Consider the following 19,408-nt stretch of genomic DNA (forward strand, 5'->3'; position numbering starts at 1 on the left):
ATATGAGTTAATTAAAGGGTTTTTATGACACAATTTCATCAGTTATCGGTTCATGAACTGGTTCAAGGGCTAAAAAATCAGTCTTTTTCAAGCACAGAGCTGACCGAGCATTTTATCAATCGTATTGACAGCTTGGACGGACAAATCAACAGCTTTATCACCAAAGATTTTGAGAATGCCCTAGCCCAAGCCAAACTTGCCGACAAGCAAAGAGCAGACGGCGACAACCGACCGCTTTTGGGCGTGCCAATGGCTCACAAAGACAACCTATGCACCAAAGGCGTATTGACCACCGCTGGCTCAAAAATGCTGTATAACTTTGTCTCACCTTATGATGCCACCGTGGTACAAAACATCGCAAACAGCGGATTTGTCAGCCTTGGCAAGCTTAATATGGACGAGTTTGCCATGGGCTCGGACAACGAAAGCTCACACTTTGGGGCAGTGCATAACCCTTGGGACTTAGGGCGTGTGCCAGGCGGTTCGTCAGGCGGTTCGGCGGCGGCAGTGGCGGCAGGCTTCGTGCCAGTGGCGACAGGCTCAGACACCGGCGGCTCAATCCGTCAGCCTGCCAGTTTTTGTGGCATCACAGGCATTAAGCCCACTTATGGGCGTGTGTCTCGCTATGGCATGATTGCTTATGCTTCAAGTCTAGACCAAGCCGGCACCTTTGGTAAATCTGCCCTAGACTGTGCCTACCTGCTTGACCCGATGAGCGGCTACGACAACAAAGACGCCACATCCATCAATCGCCCCAGTGAGGATTATGTGGCGGACATTTTGGCAACAGCCACAGACGGCAAACCTTTGGCAGGCAAAAAAATCGGTGTGGCAAAAGCTTATTTTGGGGCAGGGCTTGACAGTGAGGTAGAAAAATCCATTCGCACCGCGCTAGCCAAATATGAAGAGCTGGGAGCGGAAATCGTAGAAGTAGATATTACCGACCCTGCCGTAACGCTTGCCACTTATTATCTGCTCGCCCCCGCCGAAGCCAGTTCAAACCTATCTCGCTATGATGGCGTACGTTTTGGCTATCGCTGTGAAAATCCCAAAGACTTGCACGACCTATACACCCGTTCACGCTCCGAAGGCTTTGGGGCAGAAGTGCAACGCCGTATCATCATGGGAACGTACGCCCTATCGGCAGGGTATTTTGACGCTTATTATACCAAAGCTCAAAAGGTACGCCGTCTGATTGTGGAAGATTTCAAAAAAGCCTTTGAAAAATGCGACATCATCGCAAGTCCCACCGCTCCAACGGTTGCCTATAAACTGGGTGAAAGCCTTGACCCTGCCAGCATTTACCTTGGCGATGTCTACACCATTGGCGTCAACTTAGCAGGCTTGCCGGCACTGTCGCACCCAGTCGGCATGGCAAACGGCTTGCCAGTGGGCTTACAGCTCATCGGCAAACACTGGGCGGAAAGTGAGCTATTGACAACCGCTCATATTTATCAGGCAAATACTAAGTTTCATCAGGATACGCCAAATTTGGGCTAAGATGAGATTGCCGTATCAATCACTGGGTAAGTCGTAGGGTGCCGTTCCACGCACCTTTTAATAAAGGGTATGTTGGTGCGTCATACGCACCCTGCCACCAATCCACGATTTATCCGACAATTTCATTAAAGTACGGATTGATAGTATCACACCACCAAAATATTAAGGACAACCCATGACTGTGATTATTTGCCGTACCGAACAAAAACACGCAGAAGGCGTACAAAAGCTCTATACCAATCAAAGCGTATATAGTCAAACTTTGCACTTACCCAGTCAATCGGTAGATAATTGGAAAAAGTGGCTTGGCAATATCCCAGAACACACTCATTCATTTGTGGCGGTCGTTTGTGATAATGACACAGAACATGTTGTTGGCAATGTCTCTTTACGCACCGAAACCAACCCCAGAAGACGGCATATCGGCAATTTTGTGATTGCTGTAAGCGAAAGTCATCAAGGGCAAGGCGTGGGTAGTCAGCTGATACAGACGATTTTGGATTTGACGGATAATTGGCTGAATTTGAAGCGAGTGGAATTGACCGTTTATACCGACAACAAAAAGCCATTGCCCCTTATCAAAAATTTGGGTTTGTCATTGAAGGCGAGCATCAAAAATTTGCATTTAGACATGGCGAATTTGTCAATGCTTATACGATGGCGAGAATTAAGGAGTAATCATGCAAACTATTACTTTACAATTTGATGATGTTTATTATCAAGAGTTAATTAACCAAGTCGGTAAGGATAATTTGGCGGAGTTTTTTCAAAAAATTTCCGAGCCTTATTTTTTATTAAATAAAACAATGGATACGCCAATTTCACCAAACAATCGCCCTTACCGTTTGGGTGCATTATCCCATATTAAAGTGCCTGATAATTTTGATGACATTGAAATCACGGATTTTGATGTATGAGATATTTATTAGACACGCACATTTTATTATGGGCATTGCAAAATAGCCCCAAACTGAGCAAGCAAGCCAAAGACATTATTACCAATCCAAATAATGAATTATGGTTTAGTTCTGCCAGTATTTGGGAAGTTGCCATTAAACTTAGTAGCGGTAAAGTAAAAAATGATGAATTGATTGACCCTGATTTATTATATCAAACGCTTTTGCAAGAAAACTATCAAGAATTAACCATAAACGGCACACACAGCAGTGAAGTTGGGTGTTTGCCATTTATCCATAAAGACCCTTTTGATAGAATGCTCATCACCTAAGCCAAAACCGAACGGTTCATCCTAATGACGGCTGATGATAAAATCAAGCAATATGATGACATAACCATTTTAATGATTTAAATCCAAGGAAACCCTATGACCCAACAAGCCCCCCTAATTGACGGCTATGAAGTTGTGATTGGTATTGAAATCCACTGCCAATTAAACACTGACAGCAAAATCTTTTCAAACGCCCCCACCGCCTTTGGGCAAGAACCAAACACCCAAGCCACCATTGTGGATTTGGGCTTTCCTGGGGCGTTGCCTGTGTTAAATACAGGCGTGATTGAGCGTGCCTTAAAATTTGGCATGGGTGTCAATGCCAAACTTGGCACTTATAACACTTTTGACCGCAAAAATTACTTTTATCCCGACCTACCCAAAGGCTATCAAATCACGCAAATGGCAAACCCCATTGTCGGACGTGGCTACATTGACATCCTTGTAAACGCAGGGCAAAAAGACGAATACACCAAACGTATCGGCATCACAAGAGCCCACCTAGAAGAAGACGCTGGCAAATCGGTGCATGACGCTGTGCCACAGATGACGGGTGTGGATTTGAACCGTGCAGGCACCCCACTCATTGAGATTGTCTCTGAACCTGACATGCGTTCGGTGGGCGAAGCGGTTGCTTATGTCAAGACCATTCACGAGCTGGTTACATGGCTTGGTATCTCGGACGCTATCATGGCAGAAGGCTCGTTCCGTGCGGACATCAACGTGTCGGTACATAAGCCAAACACGCCTTTTGGCACTCGCTGTGAACTTAAAAACCTAAACTCGTTCCGCTTTATTGAGCGTGCCATTAAATCCGAGATTGAACGGCAAATTGATGTCATCGAAGACGGTGGCAAAGTCGTGCAAGCCACACGCCTATATGATCCTGAGCGTGATGAAACTCGTGCCATGCGTACCAAAGAAGAAGCCAACGATTACCGCTACTTTCCAGACCCTGACCTGTTGCCTGTCATCATATCAGATGAGACACTTGCCAAGGTGCGTGCCAATATGCCAGAACTGCCAAGCGTACGCAAAGAGCGATTTGTGAGTGAATTTGGCTTGACCGCCTATGATGCCAATGTACTAAATGGCAGTCGTGAACTGTCGGATTATTTCTTGCAAGTACTTGATATCATTGGCAAAAATAACGCCAAAATCGCAGCCAACTGGGTCATGGGCGAGCTGTCAGGCTCACTGAATAAAAATGAGCTGACCATTGACCAATCACCCATCAGTGCCAAGCGTTTGGCAGGGCTGATTGTGCGAATTTTGGATGATACCATCAGCGGTAAAATCGCCAAAGAGGTGTTTGGTCATCTGTGGGAGTCTGACAAAAGTGCTGATGAGATCATCAATGAAAAAGGGCTAAAACAAGAGACCGACACAGGGGCAATTCAAGCCATCATCGCCGATGTGCTTGCCAATAACCAAACCATGGTGGATGAATACAAAGGCGGAAAAGAAAAAGCCTTTAATGGACTGGTCGGACAAGTGATGAAAGCAAGCCGTGGCAAGGCAAACCCCGCTCAGGTCAATGCGTTGTTAAAACAGATGATTGGGCTGTAGTTTAAAATCTAAGCTTAATTTCATCATACTTAAGTTTCGTTTTATGCCACGCCAAAGGCTAATAACAATCCTTTGGTGTGGCACTTGTTTTGATAAGCACATCATACAATCACCATATGGCACAATTTTTTGATGATTTTACCTTAAGATCAAAAAACTTATAAATTATCTTGCAAATTGGCAAAAATCAGTTAAAATATAAAAGATTACGGAATGTAGCGCAGCTTGGTAGCGCACTTGCATGGGGTGCAAGGGGTCGTAGGTTCAAATCCTATCATTCCGACCAAATATTAATTTCAGGGTGTCGCAGTCAGCGTTACACCCTTTTATTTTCAATGCTTTTAGTATTTTTCTTATCCCAAATAGCGTCATTTACTCCCCTTTAAAACCAATCAAATCATTAGTATCATGGTTACTATCCGATTTTATGATACCAACAAGGGATAAAAATGCTCACCGATACGCAAATAAAAAAGCTTCAGCCATCAGTATTATCATAAAAGCACATGATTAACCATTAACCATGTGCTTATTTTAGATTGACTCAATGGGGTTTATTTGGCTTGCTCAAGTATATAATTAACCGCCGCATAAACCTCAGATTCTGTCACATCACCAATCGCTTGGGCTGGCATTTTGTTAAATCCTTTGGCAGAGTGTGCCTGTAATGTCTCCAAACCTTTTTCATTTAGGCGTTTTTGCCATTCAGCTTTGTCAGTGATTTTTGGTGCTTCAAGCAAGCCTGCATCATGACATACTTTACAAGTCTTTTCATAGCGGGCTTTACCCACCTCAATAGATGCAGCTTCCACTGGTGCATGACTTGCAGTAACATCAACTGGCTCAGTCACCTCCACCGCTTCAGGGGCGTCTTGGGTTTCTGCCGTCTCAGGTGTTACTTGAGTTTCAACACTGGGTTCAGGCTGAACTGGGGCAGGCTCACTGGCTGGTGTACTTGGCTGGGTTTCATTAACAGGTGCAGGCGCGGATGTTGAATTATCGCTGCCGCATCCTGTCAACCAAAGACCCAAACACAAAGAAAAAATAAGTGGCTGTACTTTTAGTTTTTGGTGTTTCATATTTGCTCCGATACAGTTTGGTTTGCACTTTGCAGCGAACTTGGTTTGATCACCAAATTCAACTCTGCTTTAGGCTGACTATGAGTGCTGGATGCATCCGTGATAGTTTATTACCATCACATCAATATTTTAACATATTTAATATTAACAACAAATAATATTTTAAACAAATCATGTGGAATTGTCATACCAAATCATAAAGCCAAAAAACCATCCCATTCAAAAGATAATAGCCCACAACCTAATGAAAATAAGAAATCCATAGCCATTAGAAAGTCAATCAAAATAAAAATACGGTAAACAATACGGTTTTGATATAAGGTTGATTAATTTTTTATTTTAACTATTTTTTATCAAAAAAATTTGATTATTGGTGGATAATCATTAAAATTTAATTATCAAATTAAGCCATACCGACCTTTGATAATATTTTAAACCTTAAAAATAAAAACCGTCAAATCCACATTTGACGGTTTTATCGCAAATAACTTGCAACCACGATACTCAGATTTTATACATTCATATCTTATATAGTCATATGATGATTATCTGTATCTCATTAACGCTATGTTATTTTAGGCAGGCGAGCAAAGCATTTTTACATACCCTGCGGTGCTAAAATAATCAGCTCAACACGGCGATTTTGAGCACGACCTGCTTCGGTTGCATTCGATGCAATCGGTTGTCGCATGCCATACCCCACTGTCTGAATACGATATGGATCAACGCCTTGATTAATCAAATAATGACGCACTGAATCCGCTCGACGCTCAGATAGCTCTTGATTATACGATGCTTGTCCCGTTGAGTCTGTATGCCCTGCGATTACAATCGTTGTTTCATGATACTGATTCATCGTATTAGCCAGCTGATTTAAACGACCCAAAAATGCACTGTTTAAAGTATCATCATCATGAGCAAAGGTAATATTACCTGGCATAGTTAGATTAATATTACCTGTGTCGGTATCGTGGGTTACAGTCACGCCCGTTCCTTGCATTTGTTGCTCAATCTGCTTGGCTTGACGCTCCATATACGCCCCTGCTGCTGCACCAACTGCCGCCCCCAAAATGGCATCACGACCTGTTTTTTCGCCACCAGTTGCTTTTGAAATAGCCGTACCGCCAAGTGCACCTGCCACAGCTCCGATCACCGCCTTATTGACATTAGCGCCACCAAATCCTGTGCCATTGCCAGTTGTGCCTGTATTTGCACAACCTGCCAAAGCCATACTTGATACCAAGAGTGCAATACCCAATGCTTTAATTTTCATAAAAACTCCTTTTGCTTTTGGCTAACCAAATGTAAACCAAATGTGAAATCATTCAAATCATTCTAAATTTTAAGCTTACAAATACATTTTAAGCTTACAAAATATTTTTGCGTCTAAATGCAAAATGTCAGTAGTCGTTGATTACTTACTTATATTATGAAGCATTATGAGCAAAATTTCTTACTTATTTGTATAATAACTGTAGCACAGATGTGCACTTTTTATTATTTTTTAATCAAAAATACATAGTCAATGATAGATTACCTTTGTTAATTTTGTGCATTTTTCAGCAGTTTTTGGTAAACTGTTCTTAATCATGAAGCTTTTTTCAAATTTAATCAACTCTTATTAACTTTTATAGATACTGTCAAATGATATGCATCACTGTATGTAGGTAACTCATGATAAACTCTCGCAAAACGCTACCTTTATTTAAAAAACTGCACACCAAGCAACCTAAACTTGCCCAGAAACTTTCACTACTCACCAACGCAAGTGCCATCACCGCCAATAGTTTGGCATTGGGTATACCTGTCATTGGGGCGGGCTTGGCTAAGACACTCACTCACTCAAAATTAGCCGATCAAACCATCATCACGGCTGCCAATCGCTGGATTCATACCAATAATTTGCTGATTGATAAGGTCTTACCCCATAAAGATTGGCGTATCTTTTTACCCAACAATTTAAATCCCAATGGCAAATATCTGCTAATTTGTAATCACCAATCTTGGGTGGATACCAGCATCATTCAGTATATCAGCGAAGGTCGACTGCCCATCACCCGATTCTTTACCAAGCATGAACTGATTTATATCCCAGTTGTTGGTCAAGCCTTTTATTTTTTAGATTTTCCCATGATGAAACGCCATACCAAAGCACAAATTGCCAAAAATCCTCAATTGGCTCGCCGTGATTTGGATGAAGCATTACGAGCCTGCCAATCTTTGAAAAATAAGCCTTTTGTCTTACTAAATTATTTAGAAGGTACACGCTTTACGGCTGAGAAACACACCAAGCAATCTTCTCCGTATGAGCATCTGCTAAGACCTAAGGCGGGTGGTTTTGCACTGGCTTTATCCAGCCTTGGTGATGAGATTGATGGTATTTTGGATATGACTTTGGTTTATCCAGATGGTGCACCGAAATACAGCGACCTTTGGTCAGGTAAACTGACACGGCTATCGGTAGATATTGAATTTATCCACCCAAATGATGAGCTATTAACAGCACTTAAACATGGTGAATACGATACCAATCAAACCATCAAACACGCACTTTATGATTGGCTTGATGAAATTTGGCAAGCCAAAGATAAAAAAATAAGTCAAAGACTGGCGGAATTTCATCAGTCTTAATTGAGCCATAAACAAAAGTCCACCACAATATGTTAAACAATATTTTAACAAGGTTGGGCTTTTTAATACTTCATTGAAAAGCCTGTTGTGCTTGTTTTGGTTGGTTTTTGGTTTTGGTTTGGATAAAATACATGCATCACCTCTTTATGACCCATGCAATTGATTAGGCAAAACCATGAAAGTACCCCCAAATAACTCCAAAGATTTTGAAGAATTTGGCACGCCACAACAAGCGGACTTGCCAAAAGATGTCATTCCGTTTTATGGCACTCAAAAACACAGCGACCGCCCACCCAGCCGCCTTAAGCTTGGCTATGATATTGTCATGTTGATATTATTATTCATCGATTTGAGTTTAATGATCATTGACAATATTTTAATGAGTGGTTTTGCACTCAGTATTGCCAATTGGTTGACGATATCACAGGCTTTAACAACCTACCAAACCGATCATCACTTGCATATCTCTGCACTTGGCGGATTTTTTACATTATTTTGGGTAATAGATTTATTGACACGCTGGAGTTTGGCAGTTTATCAAAAAACTTATTACCGCTGGTTTTTCTTTCCATTTGTGCATTGGTATGAGGTTTTAGGCGTATTTCCTGCGTTGCGTGCGTTACGACTTTTGCGAGCTGCAGTCATTACCAAAAGATTACACCGATTGGGTATTCAGGTCATTCCCAAACGCTGGGTAGATTCTGCCAAATTTTATTATCATCTTTTACTTGAGGAGCTGTCTGATCGAGTGATTTTGACGGCCATTGATAATTTTCGCGCCCAAATCGCTCGCGATGGCTCTGGCGGTGCTAAAGTCGTCCACCAAACCATTGAGCGCAATCGTGCACAAATTGAGCTTGCCTTACTTACCTTATTGCGCAATGAGCTGACGCCCAAATTACAATCCGCTCTTTTGGCAAATCACGGTGAAAAACTTGCCATTGATATCGGGCAGGCGGTAGAAAAAGCGCTCAACGACACACCTGAGCTTCGCAAATATCTCAAACTCATCCCCATCGCTGGCGGTATGATAGAGTCGCAAATCCACACCATCGGCAGACAGATCGGTGAGAATGTCACCACTGCCATCAATCAGCATTTGTTTGATGACCGCACTTTGGATCATCTGATGTCATCGGTGGCGCATGGCGTCGCTCAAGTCGATACTTCTCGCCCTGAAGTCCAAACCTTGATCGCAGAGATTGTCGATGAGGTGCTAAACTCCTTTGAAGATCAGGTCAAGACCCAGCAATGGAAGCATAAGCAGCAGCTGCCCATTTAAAGCTCGTGCACTTTTTTCGTCATTCAAAAAGTGCTACAATGGCAAGTAATTCACCCATCAATCAAGGCGCAATTTTATGACTCAAGCTGTCACTTTATTTGGCAAGATGCTGACATTTAGCCGCTTAAAAGTCCATACCGATGATTTGACTGAGATTCGAAAGGATTTGATGCAAGTACTCAGTGACAATCCCATTGCCAGTGGCTTACCGATTGTGATTGATAGCACGGTAGATCTTGAGCTTGACGCATTGATTGACATGCTTTGGCTGATGGATGTGCAGCCCATCGGTGTGGTGAGCGGTCCTTTGGATGATCAAGCGCGCGATTTGCGTTTGGCGATCTTTCCTGCTGATGGCAAACGCATTGAGCGACTGCCAAATACCGAAGACAAATCAAGCCCCAAAATTGATCCCAATCAAAGCAGTGCAGTATCGGCGCCCGACCATGGCACAGACAAGCCGATCTCAGCTGCCGCTGTAAGCATTCAGCAAGGATCTACTCTATCAACCGCTCAAGACAATCAGCGCTCACTGGTCAGTGGCATTCATACGCACATGCTGCGTTCAGGTCAAAGCCTACAACACTTAGGGGGTGATTTGACGGTCATTGGTGGCGTCAATGATGGTGCAGAAGCCATTACGGATAACAGTTTACACATTTATGGGCGTGGTTTGGGGCGACTTGTTGCAGGTGCAACGGGTGATAAAGATGCGCGTATTTTTTGCCAAAAATTTAACCCATCTTTGGTGTCGGTCGCAGGCACGTATTGCCTAAGAGACGCCATCCCAAGCGAGATGATCGATCAGGCGGTACAGGTCACATATGATGAAGAAAAAGGATTGGTATTCACCCTACTCAATCAATTATAAATACGGATTTTTTGGATAATTTTATCCAAATAATTACTCATGAATTGATGAAAATTCCTAAATATGCTATGCTAATAATATGTTAAATTTGGGTAAATTTGTGCGCTGATTGTATCATCGCTGTTTGCTTTATCTTATTTTAAGGAGTGCCATTGTGGCAAAAATCGTTGTAGTAACTTCAGGTAAGGGCGGTGTCGGCAAAACCACCACCAGTGCATCATTTGGTGCAGGACTTGCTAAGCGTGGCTTTAAAACAGTCATCATTGACTTTGATGTCGGCTTGCGTAATTTAGATCTAATTATGGGTTGTGAAAATCGCATCGTCTATGACTTTGTCGATGTGATCAGTGGTAATGCCAAGCTTGCACAAGCCTTAGTCAAAGACAAACAATTTGAAAATCTGTACATTTTGCCTGCATCGCAAACGCGCGACAAAGACGCTCTGACCGATGAAGGCGTGGCTAAAGTCATGAAAGAGCTGTCAGATGATATGAACTTTGATTTTATCATTTGTGACAGCCCTGCAGGCATTGAACGAGGTGCACAACTTGCCATGTATCATGCTGATGAAGCACTCATCGTTACCAATCCTGAAGTTTCATCGGTACGCGACTCTGATCGTATCATTGGTATCCTACAAAGCCGTACCAAAAAAGTAGAAGAAGGTGGCAGCGTACGCGAGCATTTGGTGATCACTCGCTACAATCCACAGCGCGCCGCCGAAGGTGAGATGATGGATTATCATACCATCGCCGATGAAATTTTACGCGTGCCTTTGATTGGTATCATTCCAGAAAGTAATGCCGTCTTAGAAGCTTCAAACCAAGGGCAGCCAGTCATTCACTTTACAGATTCAGCTGCGGGTCAATGCTATGAAGACATCGTTTCTCGTTTTTTGGGTGAAGACATACCACTGCGTCACCTAGAAGTGAAGAAAAAAGGCTTCTTTGAACGCTTATTTGGAGGCTAGTCATGAAAAAAGGATTTTGGAGTTCGTTGTTCGGCAATCAAAATGGCCCAAACAGTGCCGATATTGCCAAAGACCGTCTAAAAGTCATTGTCGCTAGTCACGATCGCCTAAACAACCGCTTGACTGCTGATCGCATCGAGCAGATGAAGCGCGAGATCTTAGCTGTCGTCAATAAGTACGTTAATGGCGTCAATATCGATGATCTAAATATCAATCACCGTCACGAAGATAACTTAGACGTGCTTGAGATGAATATCAGTTTACCTGATCGCAAGTAATCTGAATAAATAAAAACGCAAAGACCAGTGCTTTGCGTTTTTATTTTCATATGACTTAAGATGAATTGCTTTGATCTGGTTAACGCCCAAATAAAAACCCTAGAATTTTCTAGGGTTTTAATCTTTATGGCTTGTGGGTCAAGCGGTACAATAATTAGTACTTACGCTGATGACGCACTTGCTCACGATAAACTTTTTTCTTATAGCGTTTAACGGCAGCCGCTTTTTTACGCTTACGCTCTTGAGTTGGTTTCTCAAAGAATTCTTTTTTACGAACGTCTGCTAGAACACCTGCTTTTTCACAAGCACGCTTAAAACGACGGATCGCGATATCAACTGGTTCGTTCTCTTTTACCTTTACTGAAGGCATAGGTTACTCCATATTCAAGACGGGTGGCATCAATCTGGCTGTATTATTCGCTATATAGCTCCGCTGTCTTGGGACGGGCATCAGCTCAGATCGGAAAAATAAACCCATGCACCTTTGGTGACATGGTCTGTTTTATCAAGGCGGACAAAACAGCGAAAATTATACATGAATATTTATAAGAAAACAAGGATGAATTGCAGTCATGTTTAATATGGTCTAATTTTTTATCCATGAATACTGATTTTTATCATCATCCACACTGTTACAATATAGGCAACATTGATCAATTTCAACCCAGTTTCACCATTTAAACCGATTGAGCTAACGCACAGTTTAAAATACACAGTTTAAAAAGTTAAACACTGCTTGATGATCAAATAATCAAGCAGTGTTTAATGATGACAAAGACTATTTTAGCCCCTTTTTCATGTCCTCAAATTTTTGAACAATATAAACAGGCGGCGGTGCTGTCATCAGACTCACGGCAATGGTTGTCACCAAACTAAAAGCAAAACCAGGTAAAATTGAATAAATGGCATCATTAGCTGGCTGACCGCCAATTTCAAAACCACCATACACCCAAATAATCACCGTCAATGCACCCACAATCATGCCAGCCAAAGCACCATTTCGGTTCATACGCTTCCACATCAGGCTTAAAATTACCAATGGGCCAAATGCCGCCCCAAATCCTGCCCAAGCATGTGATACCAAATTCAATACCGAACTGTTGCTATCGCCTGCCAACATAATCGCAATGACCGCAACTAAAACAACCGAAATACGGCCAATCAGCACTTGGCGTGCCTCTGAGGCTTGTTTGTCCAAAAATAACTTATAAATATCTCGTGTCAGTGAACTTGAAACCACCAGCAATTGGCTTGAGATGGTACTCATAATTGCTGCTAAAATTGCCGCCAACAAAAATCCTGAAATCAGCGGATGAAACAGCACTTGTGAAAATACCAAAAAGATGGTTTCAGGGTCCTTAAGCTCTATGCCTGTGCGTGCCACATAAGCAATCCCTGCCAAGCCAACCATCAAAGCACCAATTAGGCTTAAAATCATCCAGCCCATGCCAATCACCATGGCAGTCGGAACATCTTTAACTGAGCGAATTGCCATAAAGCGTACAATAATGTGTGGCTGACCAAAATAGCCAAAGCCCCATGCCATCAAAGAGATAACACCCATGACAGTCACGCCATTCATCCAATTAAAGACCTCGGTATTTGTCTGTGTGGCAATCGCCATCGCCTCAGACACACCACCAATCTCGCCAAATGCTACCACAGGTACAATGAGCATGGCAATCAGCATAATAACGCCTTGGACAAAGTCAGTTAATGACACTGCCAAAAAGCCACCAAACAAGGTATAAGCCACAACAACGCCTGCTGTTACCCACAAACCCATGCTATATGATAAATTCAATGAGCTTTCAAACAGTTTGCCACCAGCCACCAAGCTTGCTGCTGTATAAACCGTAAAAAATAAGATGATGACCACCGCCGACATGATACGCAAAAGATGCGATTTATCATGAAAACGATTTGAAAAATAATCTGGTAAAGTAACAGCATTATCTGCAAGCTCGGTATAAACACGCAAACGCGGTGCAACAATCAGATAATTAGCACAAGCACCAATGGTCAGACCCAGTGCAATCCAAATACTCACCACGCCTGAAGCGTACATATATCCCGGCAAGCCCAGCAAAAGCCAGCCTGACATATCAGACGCACCTGCAGATAATGCGGTTACAGCAGGACTTAGATTGCGTCCGCCAAGCATATATCCTTCAATGTCATTTCTTTGTTTAAAATAAGCATAAATTCCGATTGCAATCATCAAAATAAAATAGACAGCCAACGAAATCCATACACCTGTTTCTACAGATTGCATGGTCAATCTCCTTTTGATAACCAGCACAAAGCATGGTATCAGTCTTTGGTAAAATGTATGTGTTCAAATATCAATAAATGCATACACAATGTGTATGTACGTCCACATTATAACATAAAAATAACAAATGATTATCATTTGTCAGAATACCATCAATATTTATTCACTTAATTTTAATTAAATGACCAAACTGCCCCATTTGTTTTGTTTATAATCGGCAATCAAATTCAAACTTTCTCATAAAATTATCATCATTCCTCTATCGTTTGATGACTTTGGAGAAATGTTATGATTAAACCATTAAAATCCTGTAAAAAAGATTTGTTAATTTAAAAAACTTAGGTATAATATTAGGCTTATTTTTATTTTGATTATCAAAGTATGATCAAAATGATAAAACGCCCAGTTGGGCATCACTTGGCGAGCTGGTCGCAAGCTCGTCTAACATTTACTTATCCAAAAGGATCTTTCATGAGCCAATTTACTTTAAATGGTGTTGCGCGTGCTGAATCGCAGCAGGGTAAAGGTGCGAGCCGCCGCCTGCGTAAAGAAAATCTAGTTCCAGCCATCATCTATGGTGGTAATGATGAGGCTGTCGCGATTTGTGTAAAAACTAACGAAATCGTTAAAGCCTTGTCTAATGAAGCCTTCTTCTCTAGCGTTATCGCCATCAACTTAGACGGTGCTGAGCACGAAGTGATCATCAAAGCGCTTCAGCGTCATCCATCAAAAGGCTTCCCGCTACATGTTGACTTCCAACGCATCGTTCGCGGTCAAACCATGAACTTCAATGTCCCTGTAAATATCATCAATGAAGACAGCTCTGTCGGTAAAAAAGAAGGTGGTATTCTTACAATCTTGGTGAATGATATCGAAGTGAATTGCTTACCACGCAACCTACCAGAAGCCATTGAAGTTGATGTAGCAAACCTTGCCATCGGCGATTCTATTCATCTTAGCGATGTAACACTGCCAAATGAGGTGACTTTGGTGACGCATGATGAAGCTGACCTAAACCGCACCATCGCTACCATGCAAGCGCCTGCTGTGGCTGAAAGTACTGAAGAAACTGCTGAAGAAGCAGCGGCTCCAGCTGAAGAAGCAGCGGCTCCAGCTGAAGAAGCAACCGAAGAGTAATCTGATTGCTTTGAGCGTTCAAAAAACCAGTAACTTGCTTACTGGTTTTTTATTTATGAGAACATCCAAATTGACCAAAAAAGCGGGAGTCGATTGACTATGACCATCAAACTCATTGTCGGACTTGGCAATCCGGGCGCACAATATCAACACACTCGGCATAACGCAGGGTTTTGGTTTGTTGAACAGCTTGCCGATAAATTTAGCATCAGCTTGGCTTTTGATAAGAAATTTCATGGTCAAGTAGGACGAGGACTAATCCACGGACAAGAGGCTAGACTGCTACTACCTGAAACTTTTATGAATCGCTCGGGGCAGTCCGTGGTACCTTTTGCCAAGTTTTATGGCATTGATACAGGCAGCATTTTGATCGCTCATGATGAGCTGGATATCCCTGCAGGCAGTATTAAACTTAAAACTGGCGGCGGTCATGGCGGGCACAATGGCTTAAAAGACATCGTGCCTCACATTGGCGCTCAGTTTCATCGCTTGCGAATCGGTATCGGTCGCCCTACTCATTCATCTCAGGTGAGCGGCTATGTGCTTGGCAAGCCCCCTACCGATGAGCGCATCAGCATTGATGCTGCCATCGATTGCGCTGTGTCGTCACTTGGTGAGATTATGTCTGGTGATCTGGAGCGTGCGCGCAATCAGATCAACGGCTTTAAGCTTCCCAGCTGATCTGTACTGACTTTAGTTTTTATCAAAAGATTGTATTATGCTGTTATCTATCTTAGCGGTCATTGTAGGACTGGTTATCTTAATTTATAGCGCTGACGTTTTTATTGATGACGCGGTCGCTATCGCAACCAAATATCATATGCCAAAAATGCTCATCGGTGCGCTCATCATCGGAGTGGGTACTTCAGCACCCAAGATTGTGGTTTCGGCATTGTCTGCCTTTGCTGGCAGCCCAGGTCTTGCTTTGGGTAATGCCTTTGGGTCAAATATCGCCAATATTTTATTGGTGCTGGGCGTGACCGCTTTGATAGCCCCCCATCGTCATCCAAAAACAAGTGCTCAAAACAGACTTTGTGTGGCTGATTAGCGCCACCATCATCACTTTAGGATTGATGATAGATGGGCATTTGAGCCGAATTGATGCACTGATTTTATTATTGGCATTGGCAGCCAATATCGCTATGCAAATCATCTATGCTAAGCGCCATGCCGCTGCTGCTTCAGAGAGCACCATTCTTGCCAGTGATGAACACGCCTATGAACTTGCCGAAGATGAGCTGCCCGACCCAAATACCGTCAGCACCCCCAAATCCCTTGCCAAGCCGATCATTGGCTTGATTGTCTTGGTGCTCAGCTCACGCCTCATCGCCTGGGGTGCAGTTGAGCTTGCCAAGCTATGGGGCTTATCTGATTTGATCGGCTTGACCATTGTCGCCATTGGCACCAGTTTACCTGAGCTTGTGTCATCAGTGATCGCAGCCAGACGCGGAGAGTTTGAGATGGCTTTGGGTAATGTGCTTGGCTCAAACCTATTTAATACCCTAGGGGTCGTTGGTGTGGCGGCGATTATCATGCCAATGCAAGTTGAGCCTGCAATGCTCAGCCGTGATGCGGTGGTAGTGAGCGGCGTGACTTTACTGCTATTTGCGCTTTGTGCGTTGGCACTCAAGCGAGACGGTCAAATTGGGCGCGGCATTGGGCTCATGTTTATCAGCTGCTTTATTGGCTATAGTGCTTGGCTTGCGATGAGTGTTATGGCTTAATATGATTGGCAAAGATGGCGGCACATCTGTTTTGATCAGCTACCTTATTGATCAAGCAAAATGGCTCACCATCTATCTCATACAAATCAGTCTGCCAATCCATGACGCTCTCTACCAAAATCTCCGAAAAACTTTGGGAATTTTGTTATAATACAAGTTACTCTTATAAACATCCAATGGATAATTATGACCACGCCAAACCCTTATGCGCATCGTACCGCCAAGCATTTTGACGGCATCCGCTATGACGAAGCTTTGATCCAAAAATACAACCGCCAAGGTCCGCGCTATACCTCCTATCCCACCGCTTTAGAATTTGCGCTGATTGAGTCAGGCGTTGAAGCCAGTATTTTGGCAAAGCGCGATCCTAGTGTGCCGCTGTCGTTATACATTCACATTCCTTTTTGTCATCATCTGTGCTACTACTGCGGCTGCAATAAAATCATCACCAAAAAAAACAGTGACGCTGGCGATTATTTGACCTATTTATTTGCTGAGATTCGCCACAAAAAATCTTTACTGCGTGGTCAGTCTGTGGTCAAGCAGCTGCATCTTGGTGGGGGTACGCCGACCTTTTTGAGCGACGATGAGCTATCAGCGCTTTGGCAGTTTTTACAGGAAGAATTTATATTTGCTGATGACGGTGATTTTTCTATTGAGATCGATCCGCGCGAGCTGCGACCAACGACCCTAAAACTGCTAAGAGATTTGGGATTTAATCGGCTCAGCTTTGGGGTGCAGGATTTGGATCAAAAAGTGCAAATCGCCGTCAATCGTGTGCAGCCACTTGAGCTGATCCAAAGCGTCATGCAAGAAGCACAGGCGCTAGGCTTTGTGTCCACCAACATTGATTTGATTTATGGACTGCCCCATCAGACACCTAAGAGTATGGATTTGACCATCCAAGAGATTATCAAATTGTCGCCTGATCGCTTGTCAGTGTTCAATTATGCGCATTTGCCCGATCGGTTTTTAGCCCAAAAGCGGATCCGTGAAGCAGACTTGCCAAGCCCTGCTGATAAGTTAGCTATGTTTGGCAATATCATTACGGCACTTGGTCAGGCAGGCTATCAATACATCGGCATCGATCACTTTGCCAAGCCAGACGATGCGATGGCGATGGCGCAGCGCCGAGGTGAGCTGCACCGTAATTTTCAAGGTTATGCCATTTTGGGCGAGTGTGATTTGTTAGGGTTTGGGGTGAGCGCCATCAGTCAGATTGGCGAGCATATTTTACAAAATCCCACCGCGCTCGCCCACTATCAAGATGCGATCAAGTCGAGCGCACTGCCTGCCGTCAAGCACATCCAAAGCGATGCCAAAGACGCACTACGCCGCCATGTGATCATGAATTTATTGTGCCATGATTATATGAGTTTTCAAGATTTGCACCAAAAATTTGGCATTGACCCAAAAGAATATTTTGCTAATGAGATCATGAGCTTACAGGATATGGCAAAAGATGGCTTGGTTCAGATTGACGATGATGGTATAACCATCTTGCCCAAGGGTCGAATTTTGGGGCGCAGTATTGCGATGGTATTTGATGAATATTTGGGCAAAAAACACGCCAACCGTTTTTCTAAAGTGATTTAACCAAAATAATCAGCTCAAGTAAGGCGTGGTATAACTGTATCACGCCTTATTTTTACGGCGCTTAAGCGTTTGCCAAAGCGACTCATGGGCAATTTTTGGCACCTTTAAGGTGATGGTGTTTGACAGCATATCATGCACCGCAAGTCCACGGCGATTAAACAGACAAAATAAAAAATTAAATAAAAATCCAAGCACTGCCGCCACCAAAATGGCAAGTTTTGAGCCATGTAATAGCGCTCCGATCACCGCACATAGCGCTGGCAAAAGACAGGCGCTGATGATGCGCACAAAGCTTTGGCGCCATGTTAGCAGCCCGCCTTGATCATTGACTGTTTTTAGGCGCCATGTCTGCATACCCAGGGTTTGACCTGATTTGCGCCAAAAAATCCCATAAAACCCCACCAAGGTCAGCACAAAAGCAGGCGTCATCACCGCGTTTTGATACCAAATCGGCAACGTTTTGGCTTCTTGGGAAGTGGTGCCCACATCCAAAAACAGCACCGTACCCAACACAGCGAGTGCCGCACCCACCAAAAACAGCATCGCCAGAATCAACATGCCATCATAAACGATCGCAGCCAAGCGCACCGCAGGCTTGGCGACGGTGGGCATCTGTGATGAAGAAGCAGACGCTGAATGAGAAGTGTTTGGCATGGCTGGTGTGTCAAAAAGAAAAGTTGGGCTATTGTATCATGATTTGAATTTGGATGCATAAATTGCATGCCATACCAAGATACTCGAATAGCCCACAAATAAAAAATCACCGAATCATAAATTCGGTGATTTTCATAATATGGCGCACCCGGAGAGATTCGAACTCCCGACCCCTTAGTTCGTAGCCAAGTGCTCTATCCAACTGAGCTACGGGTGCGGATCAACTTAGATATTGTGTAACATCGTTCGTTGTGGCGGCTATTATACAGTGATTATTTTATATGTCAAGCACTTTTTTAATTTATTTTCTAAGCATTGAACTTATTGAACTTACAGTCTACTAAGAAAAATAAATGGCGGTGAAGGAGGGATTCGAACCCTCGATACCCGTAATTAGGTATGGTTCCTTAGCAGGGAACTGGTTTCAGCCACTCACCCACTTCACCGAACTTAGGCTAGGTAAATTGCTAATTTACTTGGTCATCTGTGATGATTTCGCCTGTCGTTGTGGGCGATAATTATATCAAAATTACCAACGATTGCAAGCGATTTTGATAAAAATATGAAAAAATTTTGCGATTTTTGCCAAAACCTTAGAAAATTCGCCCGATTTA

Annotated in this window: 19 protein-coding genes, 3 tRNA genes and 1 pseudogene; 15 read left to right on the forward strand and 8 right to left on the reverse strand. The window is 43.2% G+C overall.

Features of this window, described 5'->3' with window-relative positions; genetic code table 11:
• Positions 1 to 24: 24 nt before the first annotated feature.
• From gatA to AO382_RS06615, 6 genes are all read left to right on the forward strand, one after another.
• Positions 25 to 1,500 (forward strand): Asp-tRNA(Asn)/Glu-tRNA(Gln) amidotransferase subunit GatA, encoded by a 1,476-nt coding sequence (gatA, locus tag AO382_RS06590; RefSeq protein WP_064619237.1) that lies wholly within the window; start codon positions 25 to 27, stop codon positions 1,498 to 1,500.
• Between the two features lie 175 nt (positions 1,501 to 1,675).
• Positions 1,676 to 2,206 carry a GNAT family N-acetyltransferase gene (locus AO382_RS06595; protein ID WP_258865256.1) on the forward strand — a complete coding sequence of 177 codons (531 nt, stop codon included), beginning with the start codon at positions 1,676 to 1,678 and terminating at the stop codon, positions 2,204 to 2,206.
• A complete protein-coding gene (locus tag AO382_RS06600) occupies positions 2,181 to 2,417 on the forward strand; it encodes a hypothetical protein (RefSeq protein WP_064619240.1) in 237 nt (78 codons plus the stop codon). The genes AO382_RS06595 and AO382_RS06600 overlap by 26 nt, the downstream gene beginning before the upstream one ends.
• A complete protein-coding gene (locus AO382_RS06605; RefSeq protein WP_064619243.1) occupies positions 2,414 to 2,728 on the forward strand; it encodes a type II toxin-antitoxin system VapC family toxin in 315 nt (104 codons plus the stop codon). Before AO382_RS06600 ends, AO382_RS06605 begins: the two co-directional genes overlap by 4 nt.
• A 96-nt stretch (positions 2,729 to 2,824) precedes the next feature.
• Positions 2,825 to 4,297 carry an Asp-tRNA(Asn)/Glu-tRNA(Gln) amidotransferase subunit GatB gene (gatB, locus tag AO382_RS06610; RefSeq protein WP_064619246.1) on the forward strand — a complete coding sequence of 491 codons (1,473 nt, stop codon included), beginning with the start codon at positions 2,825 to 2,827 and terminating at the stop codon, positions 4,295 to 4,297.
• A 209-nt stretch (positions 4,298 to 4,506) separates the two neighbouring features.
• A tRNA-Pro gene (locus tag AO382_RS06615) sits at positions 4,507 to 4,583 on the forward strand.
• A gap of 268 nt (positions 4,584 to 4,851) precedes the next feature.
• On the opposite strand, the gene AO382_RS06620 is transcribed toward AO382_RS06615, so the two are convergent.
• A complete protein-coding gene (locus tag AO382_RS06620) occupies positions 4,852 to 5,376 on the reverse strand; it encodes a c-type cytochrome (RefSeq protein ID WP_064619249.1) in 525 nt (174 codons plus the stop codon).
• Between the two features lie 598 nt (positions 5,377 to 5,974).
• Positions 5,975 to 6,649, reverse strand: a complete 675-nt coding sequence (locus AO382_RS06625) for an OmpA family protein (RefSeq protein ID WP_064619252.1) — start codon at positions 6,647 to 6,649, stop codon at positions 5,975 to 5,977.
• Between the two features lie 401 nt (positions 6,650 to 7,050).
• Here AO382_RS06625 and AO382_RS06630 point away from each other — a divergent pair, with 401 nt between their 5' ends.
• From AO382_RS06630 to minE, 5 genes are all read left to right on the forward strand, one after another.
• On the forward strand, positions 7,051 to 8,007 hold the full coding sequence (locus AO382_RS06630) for an acyltransferase (protein ID WP_064619254.1): 957 nt from the start codon (positions 7,051 to 7,053) through the stop codon (positions 8,005 to 8,007).
• A gap of 175 nt (positions 8,008 to 8,182) precedes the next feature.
• The gene (locus AO382_RS06635) at positions 8,183 to 9,289 is read left to right on the forward strand and encodes a hypothetical protein (protein ID WP_201030221.1); all 1,107 of its coding nucleotides are present in this window, start codon (positions 8,183 to 8,185) and stop codon (positions 9,287 to 9,289) included.
• 76 nt (positions 9,290 to 9,365) lie between these two features.
• A complete protein-coding gene (minC, locus tag AO382_RS06640) occupies positions 9,366 to 10,160 on the forward strand; it encodes a septum site-determining protein MinC (RefSeq protein WP_064619257.1) in 795 nt (264 codons plus the stop codon).
• A gap of 154 nt (positions 10,161 to 10,314) precedes the next feature.
• The gene (minD, locus tag AO382_RS06645; protein ID WP_064619261.1) at positions 10,315 to 11,130 is read left to right on the forward strand and encodes a septum site-determining protein MinD; all 816 of its coding nucleotides are present in this window, start codon (positions 10,315 to 10,317) and stop codon (positions 11,128 to 11,130) included.
• Between the two features lie 2 nt (positions 11,131 to 11,132).
• Positions 11,133 to 11,408 carry a cell division topological specificity factor MinE gene (gene minE, locus AO382_RS06650; protein ID WP_064619264.1) on the forward strand — a complete coding sequence of 92 codons (276 nt, stop codon included), beginning with the start codon at positions 11,133 to 11,135 and terminating at the stop codon, positions 11,406 to 11,408.
• Positions 11,409 to 11,562: 154 nt separating this feature from the next.
• On the opposite strand, the gene rpsU is transcribed toward minE, so the two are convergent.
• The 3 genes from rpsU to AO382_RS11460 all read right to left on the reverse strand — a co-directional run bounded on the left by rpsU (position 11,563) and on the right by AO382_RS11460 (position 13,717).
• On the reverse strand, positions 11,563 to 11,778 hold the full coding sequence (rpsU, locus tag AO382_RS06655) for a 30S ribosomal protein S21 (protein ID WP_003657016.1): 216 nt from the start codon (positions 11,776 to 11,778) through the stop codon (positions 11,563 to 11,565).
• 408 nt (positions 11,779 to 12,186) lie between these two features.
• Positions 12,187 to 13,629 (reverse strand): sodium/proline symporter PutP, encoded by a 1,443-nt coding sequence (gene putP, locus AO382_RS06660; protein WP_400260292.1) that lies wholly within the window; start codon positions 13,627 to 13,629, stop codon positions 12,187 to 12,189.
• On the reverse strand, positions 13,598 to 13,717 hold the full coding sequence (locus AO382_RS11460; protein WP_155733943.1) for a hypothetical protein: 120 nt from the start codon (positions 13,715 to 13,717) through the stop codon (positions 13,598 to 13,600). The genes putP and AO382_RS11460 overlap by 32 nt, the downstream gene beginning before the upstream one ends.
• A gap of 437 nt (positions 13,718 to 14,154) precedes the next feature.
• Here AO382_RS11460 and AO382_RS06665 point away from each other — a divergent pair, with 437 nt between their 5' ends.
• The 4 genes and pseudogenes from AO382_RS06665 to hemN all read left to right on the forward strand — a co-directional run bounded on the left by AO382_RS06665 (position 14,155) and on the right by hemN (position 18,140).
• The gene (locus tag AO382_RS06665) at positions 14,155 to 14,820 is read left to right on the forward strand and encodes a 50S ribosomal protein L25/general stress protein Ctc (RefSeq protein WP_064619270.1); all 666 of its coding nucleotides are present in this window, start codon (positions 14,155 to 14,157) and stop codon (positions 14,818 to 14,820) included.
• A 99-nt stretch (positions 14,821 to 14,919) separates the two neighbouring features.
• The gene (pth, locus tag AO382_RS06670) at positions 14,920 to 15,501 is read left to right on the forward strand and encodes an aminoacyl-tRNA hydrolase (RefSeq protein WP_064619273.1); all 582 of its coding nucleotides are present in this window, start codon (positions 14,920 to 14,922) and stop codon (positions 15,499 to 15,501) included.
• Between the two features lie 37 nt (positions 15,502 to 15,538).
• Positions 15,539 to 16,544: pseudogene (locus AO382_RS06675) on the forward strand (calcium/sodium antiporter).
• 186 nt (positions 16,545 to 16,730) lie between these two features.
• Positions 16,731 to 18,140, forward strand: coding sequence for an oxygen-independent coproporphyrinogen III oxidase (hemN, locus tag AO382_RS06680; protein ID WP_064619275.1), 1,410 nt, complete (start codon positions 16,731 to 16,733; stop codon positions 18,138 to 18,140).
• 39 nt (positions 18,141 to 18,179) lie between these two features.
• Here hemN and AO382_RS06685 read toward each other — a convergent pair whose 3' ends face one another.
• From AO382_RS06685 to AO382_RS06695, 3 genes are all read right to left on the reverse strand, one after another.
• Positions 18,180 to 18,752 (reverse strand): RDD family protein, encoded by a 573-nt coding sequence (locus AO382_RS06685; protein WP_049236774.1) that lies wholly within the window; start codon positions 18,750 to 18,752, stop codon positions 18,180 to 18,182.
• A gap of 182 nt (positions 18,753 to 18,934) precedes the next feature.
• A tRNA-Arg gene (locus AO382_RS06690) sits at positions 18,935 to 19,011 on the reverse strand.
• Positions 19,012 to 19,148: 137 nt separating this feature from the next.
• Positions 19,149 to 19,240 (reverse strand) — tRNA-Ser (locus tag AO382_RS06695).
• Positions 19,241 to 19,408: the final 168 nt, after the last annotated feature.

It is taken from the genome of Moraxella catarrhalis, from assembly GCF_001656295.1.
Classification (GTDB): domain Bacteria; phylum Pseudomonadota; class Gammaproteobacteria; order Pseudomonadales; family Moraxellaceae; genus Moraxella; species Moraxella veridica.

Coding starts and splice junctions, on each gene's coding strand:
- gatA (WP_064619237.1), top strand. CDS start 25: ATGACACAATTTCATCAGTTATCGGTTCATGAACTGGTTCAAGGGCTA.
- AO382_RS06595 (WP_258865256.1), top strand. CDS start 1,676: ATGACTGTGATTATTTGCCGTACCGAACAAAAACACGCAGAAGGCGTA.
- AO382_RS06600 (WP_064619240.1), top strand. CDS start 2,181: ATGCAAACTATTACTTTACAATTTGATGATGTTTATTATCAAGAGTTA.
- AO382_RS06605 (WP_064619243.1), top strand. CDS start 2,414: ATGAGATATTTATTAGACACGCACATTTTATTATGGGCATTGCAAAAT.
- gatB (WP_064619246.1), top strand. CDS start 2,825: ATGACCCAACAAGCCCCCCTAATTGACGGCTATGAAGTTGTGATTGGT.
- AO382_RS06620 (WP_064619249.1), bottom strand. CDS start 5,376: ATGAAACACCAAAAACTAAAAGTACAGCCACTTATTTTTTCTTTGTGT.
- AO382_RS06625 (WP_064619252.1), bottom strand. CDS start 6,649: ATGAAAATTAAAGCATTGGGTATTGCACTCTTGGTATCAAGTATGGCT.
- AO382_RS06630 (WP_064619254.1), top strand. CDS start 7,051: ATGATAAACTCTCGCAAAACGCTACCTTTATTTAAAAAACTGCACACC.
- AO382_RS06635 (WP_201030221.1), top strand. CDS start 8,183: ATGAAAGTACCCCCAAATAACTCCAAAGATTTTGAAGAATTTGGCACG.
- minC (WP_064619257.1), top strand. CDS start 9,366: ATGACTCAAGCTGTCACTTTATTTGGCAAGATGCTGACATTTAGCCGC.
- minE (WP_064619264.1), top strand. CDS start 11,133: ATGAAAAAAGGATTTTGGAGTTCGTTGTTCGGCAATCAAAATGGCCCA.
- rpsU (WP_003657016.1), bottom strand. CDS start 11,778: ATGCCTTCAGTAAAGGTAAAAGAGAACGAACCAGTTGATATCGCGATC.
- putP (WP_400260292.1), bottom strand. CDS start 13,629: ATGATTGCAATCGGAATTTATGCTTATTTTAAACAAAGAAATGACATT.
- AO382_RS11460 (WP_155733943.1), bottom strand. CDS start 13,717: ATGCTTTGTGCTGGTTATCAAAAGGAGATTGACCATGCAATCTGTAGA.
- AO382_RS06665 (WP_064619270.1), top strand. CDS start 14,155: ATGAGCCAATTTACTTTAAATGGTGTTGCGCGTGCTGAATCGCAGCAG.
- pth (WP_064619273.1), top strand. CDS start 14,920: ATGACCATCAAACTCATTGTCGGACTTGGCAATCCGGGCGCACAATAT.
- hemN (WP_064619275.1), top strand. CDS start 16,731: ATGACCACGCCAAACCCTTATGCGCATCGTACCGCCAAGCATTTTGAC.
- AO382_RS06685 (WP_049236774.1), bottom strand. CDS start 18,752: ATGCCCACCGTCGCCAAGCCTGCGGTGCGCTTGGCTGCGATCGTTTAT.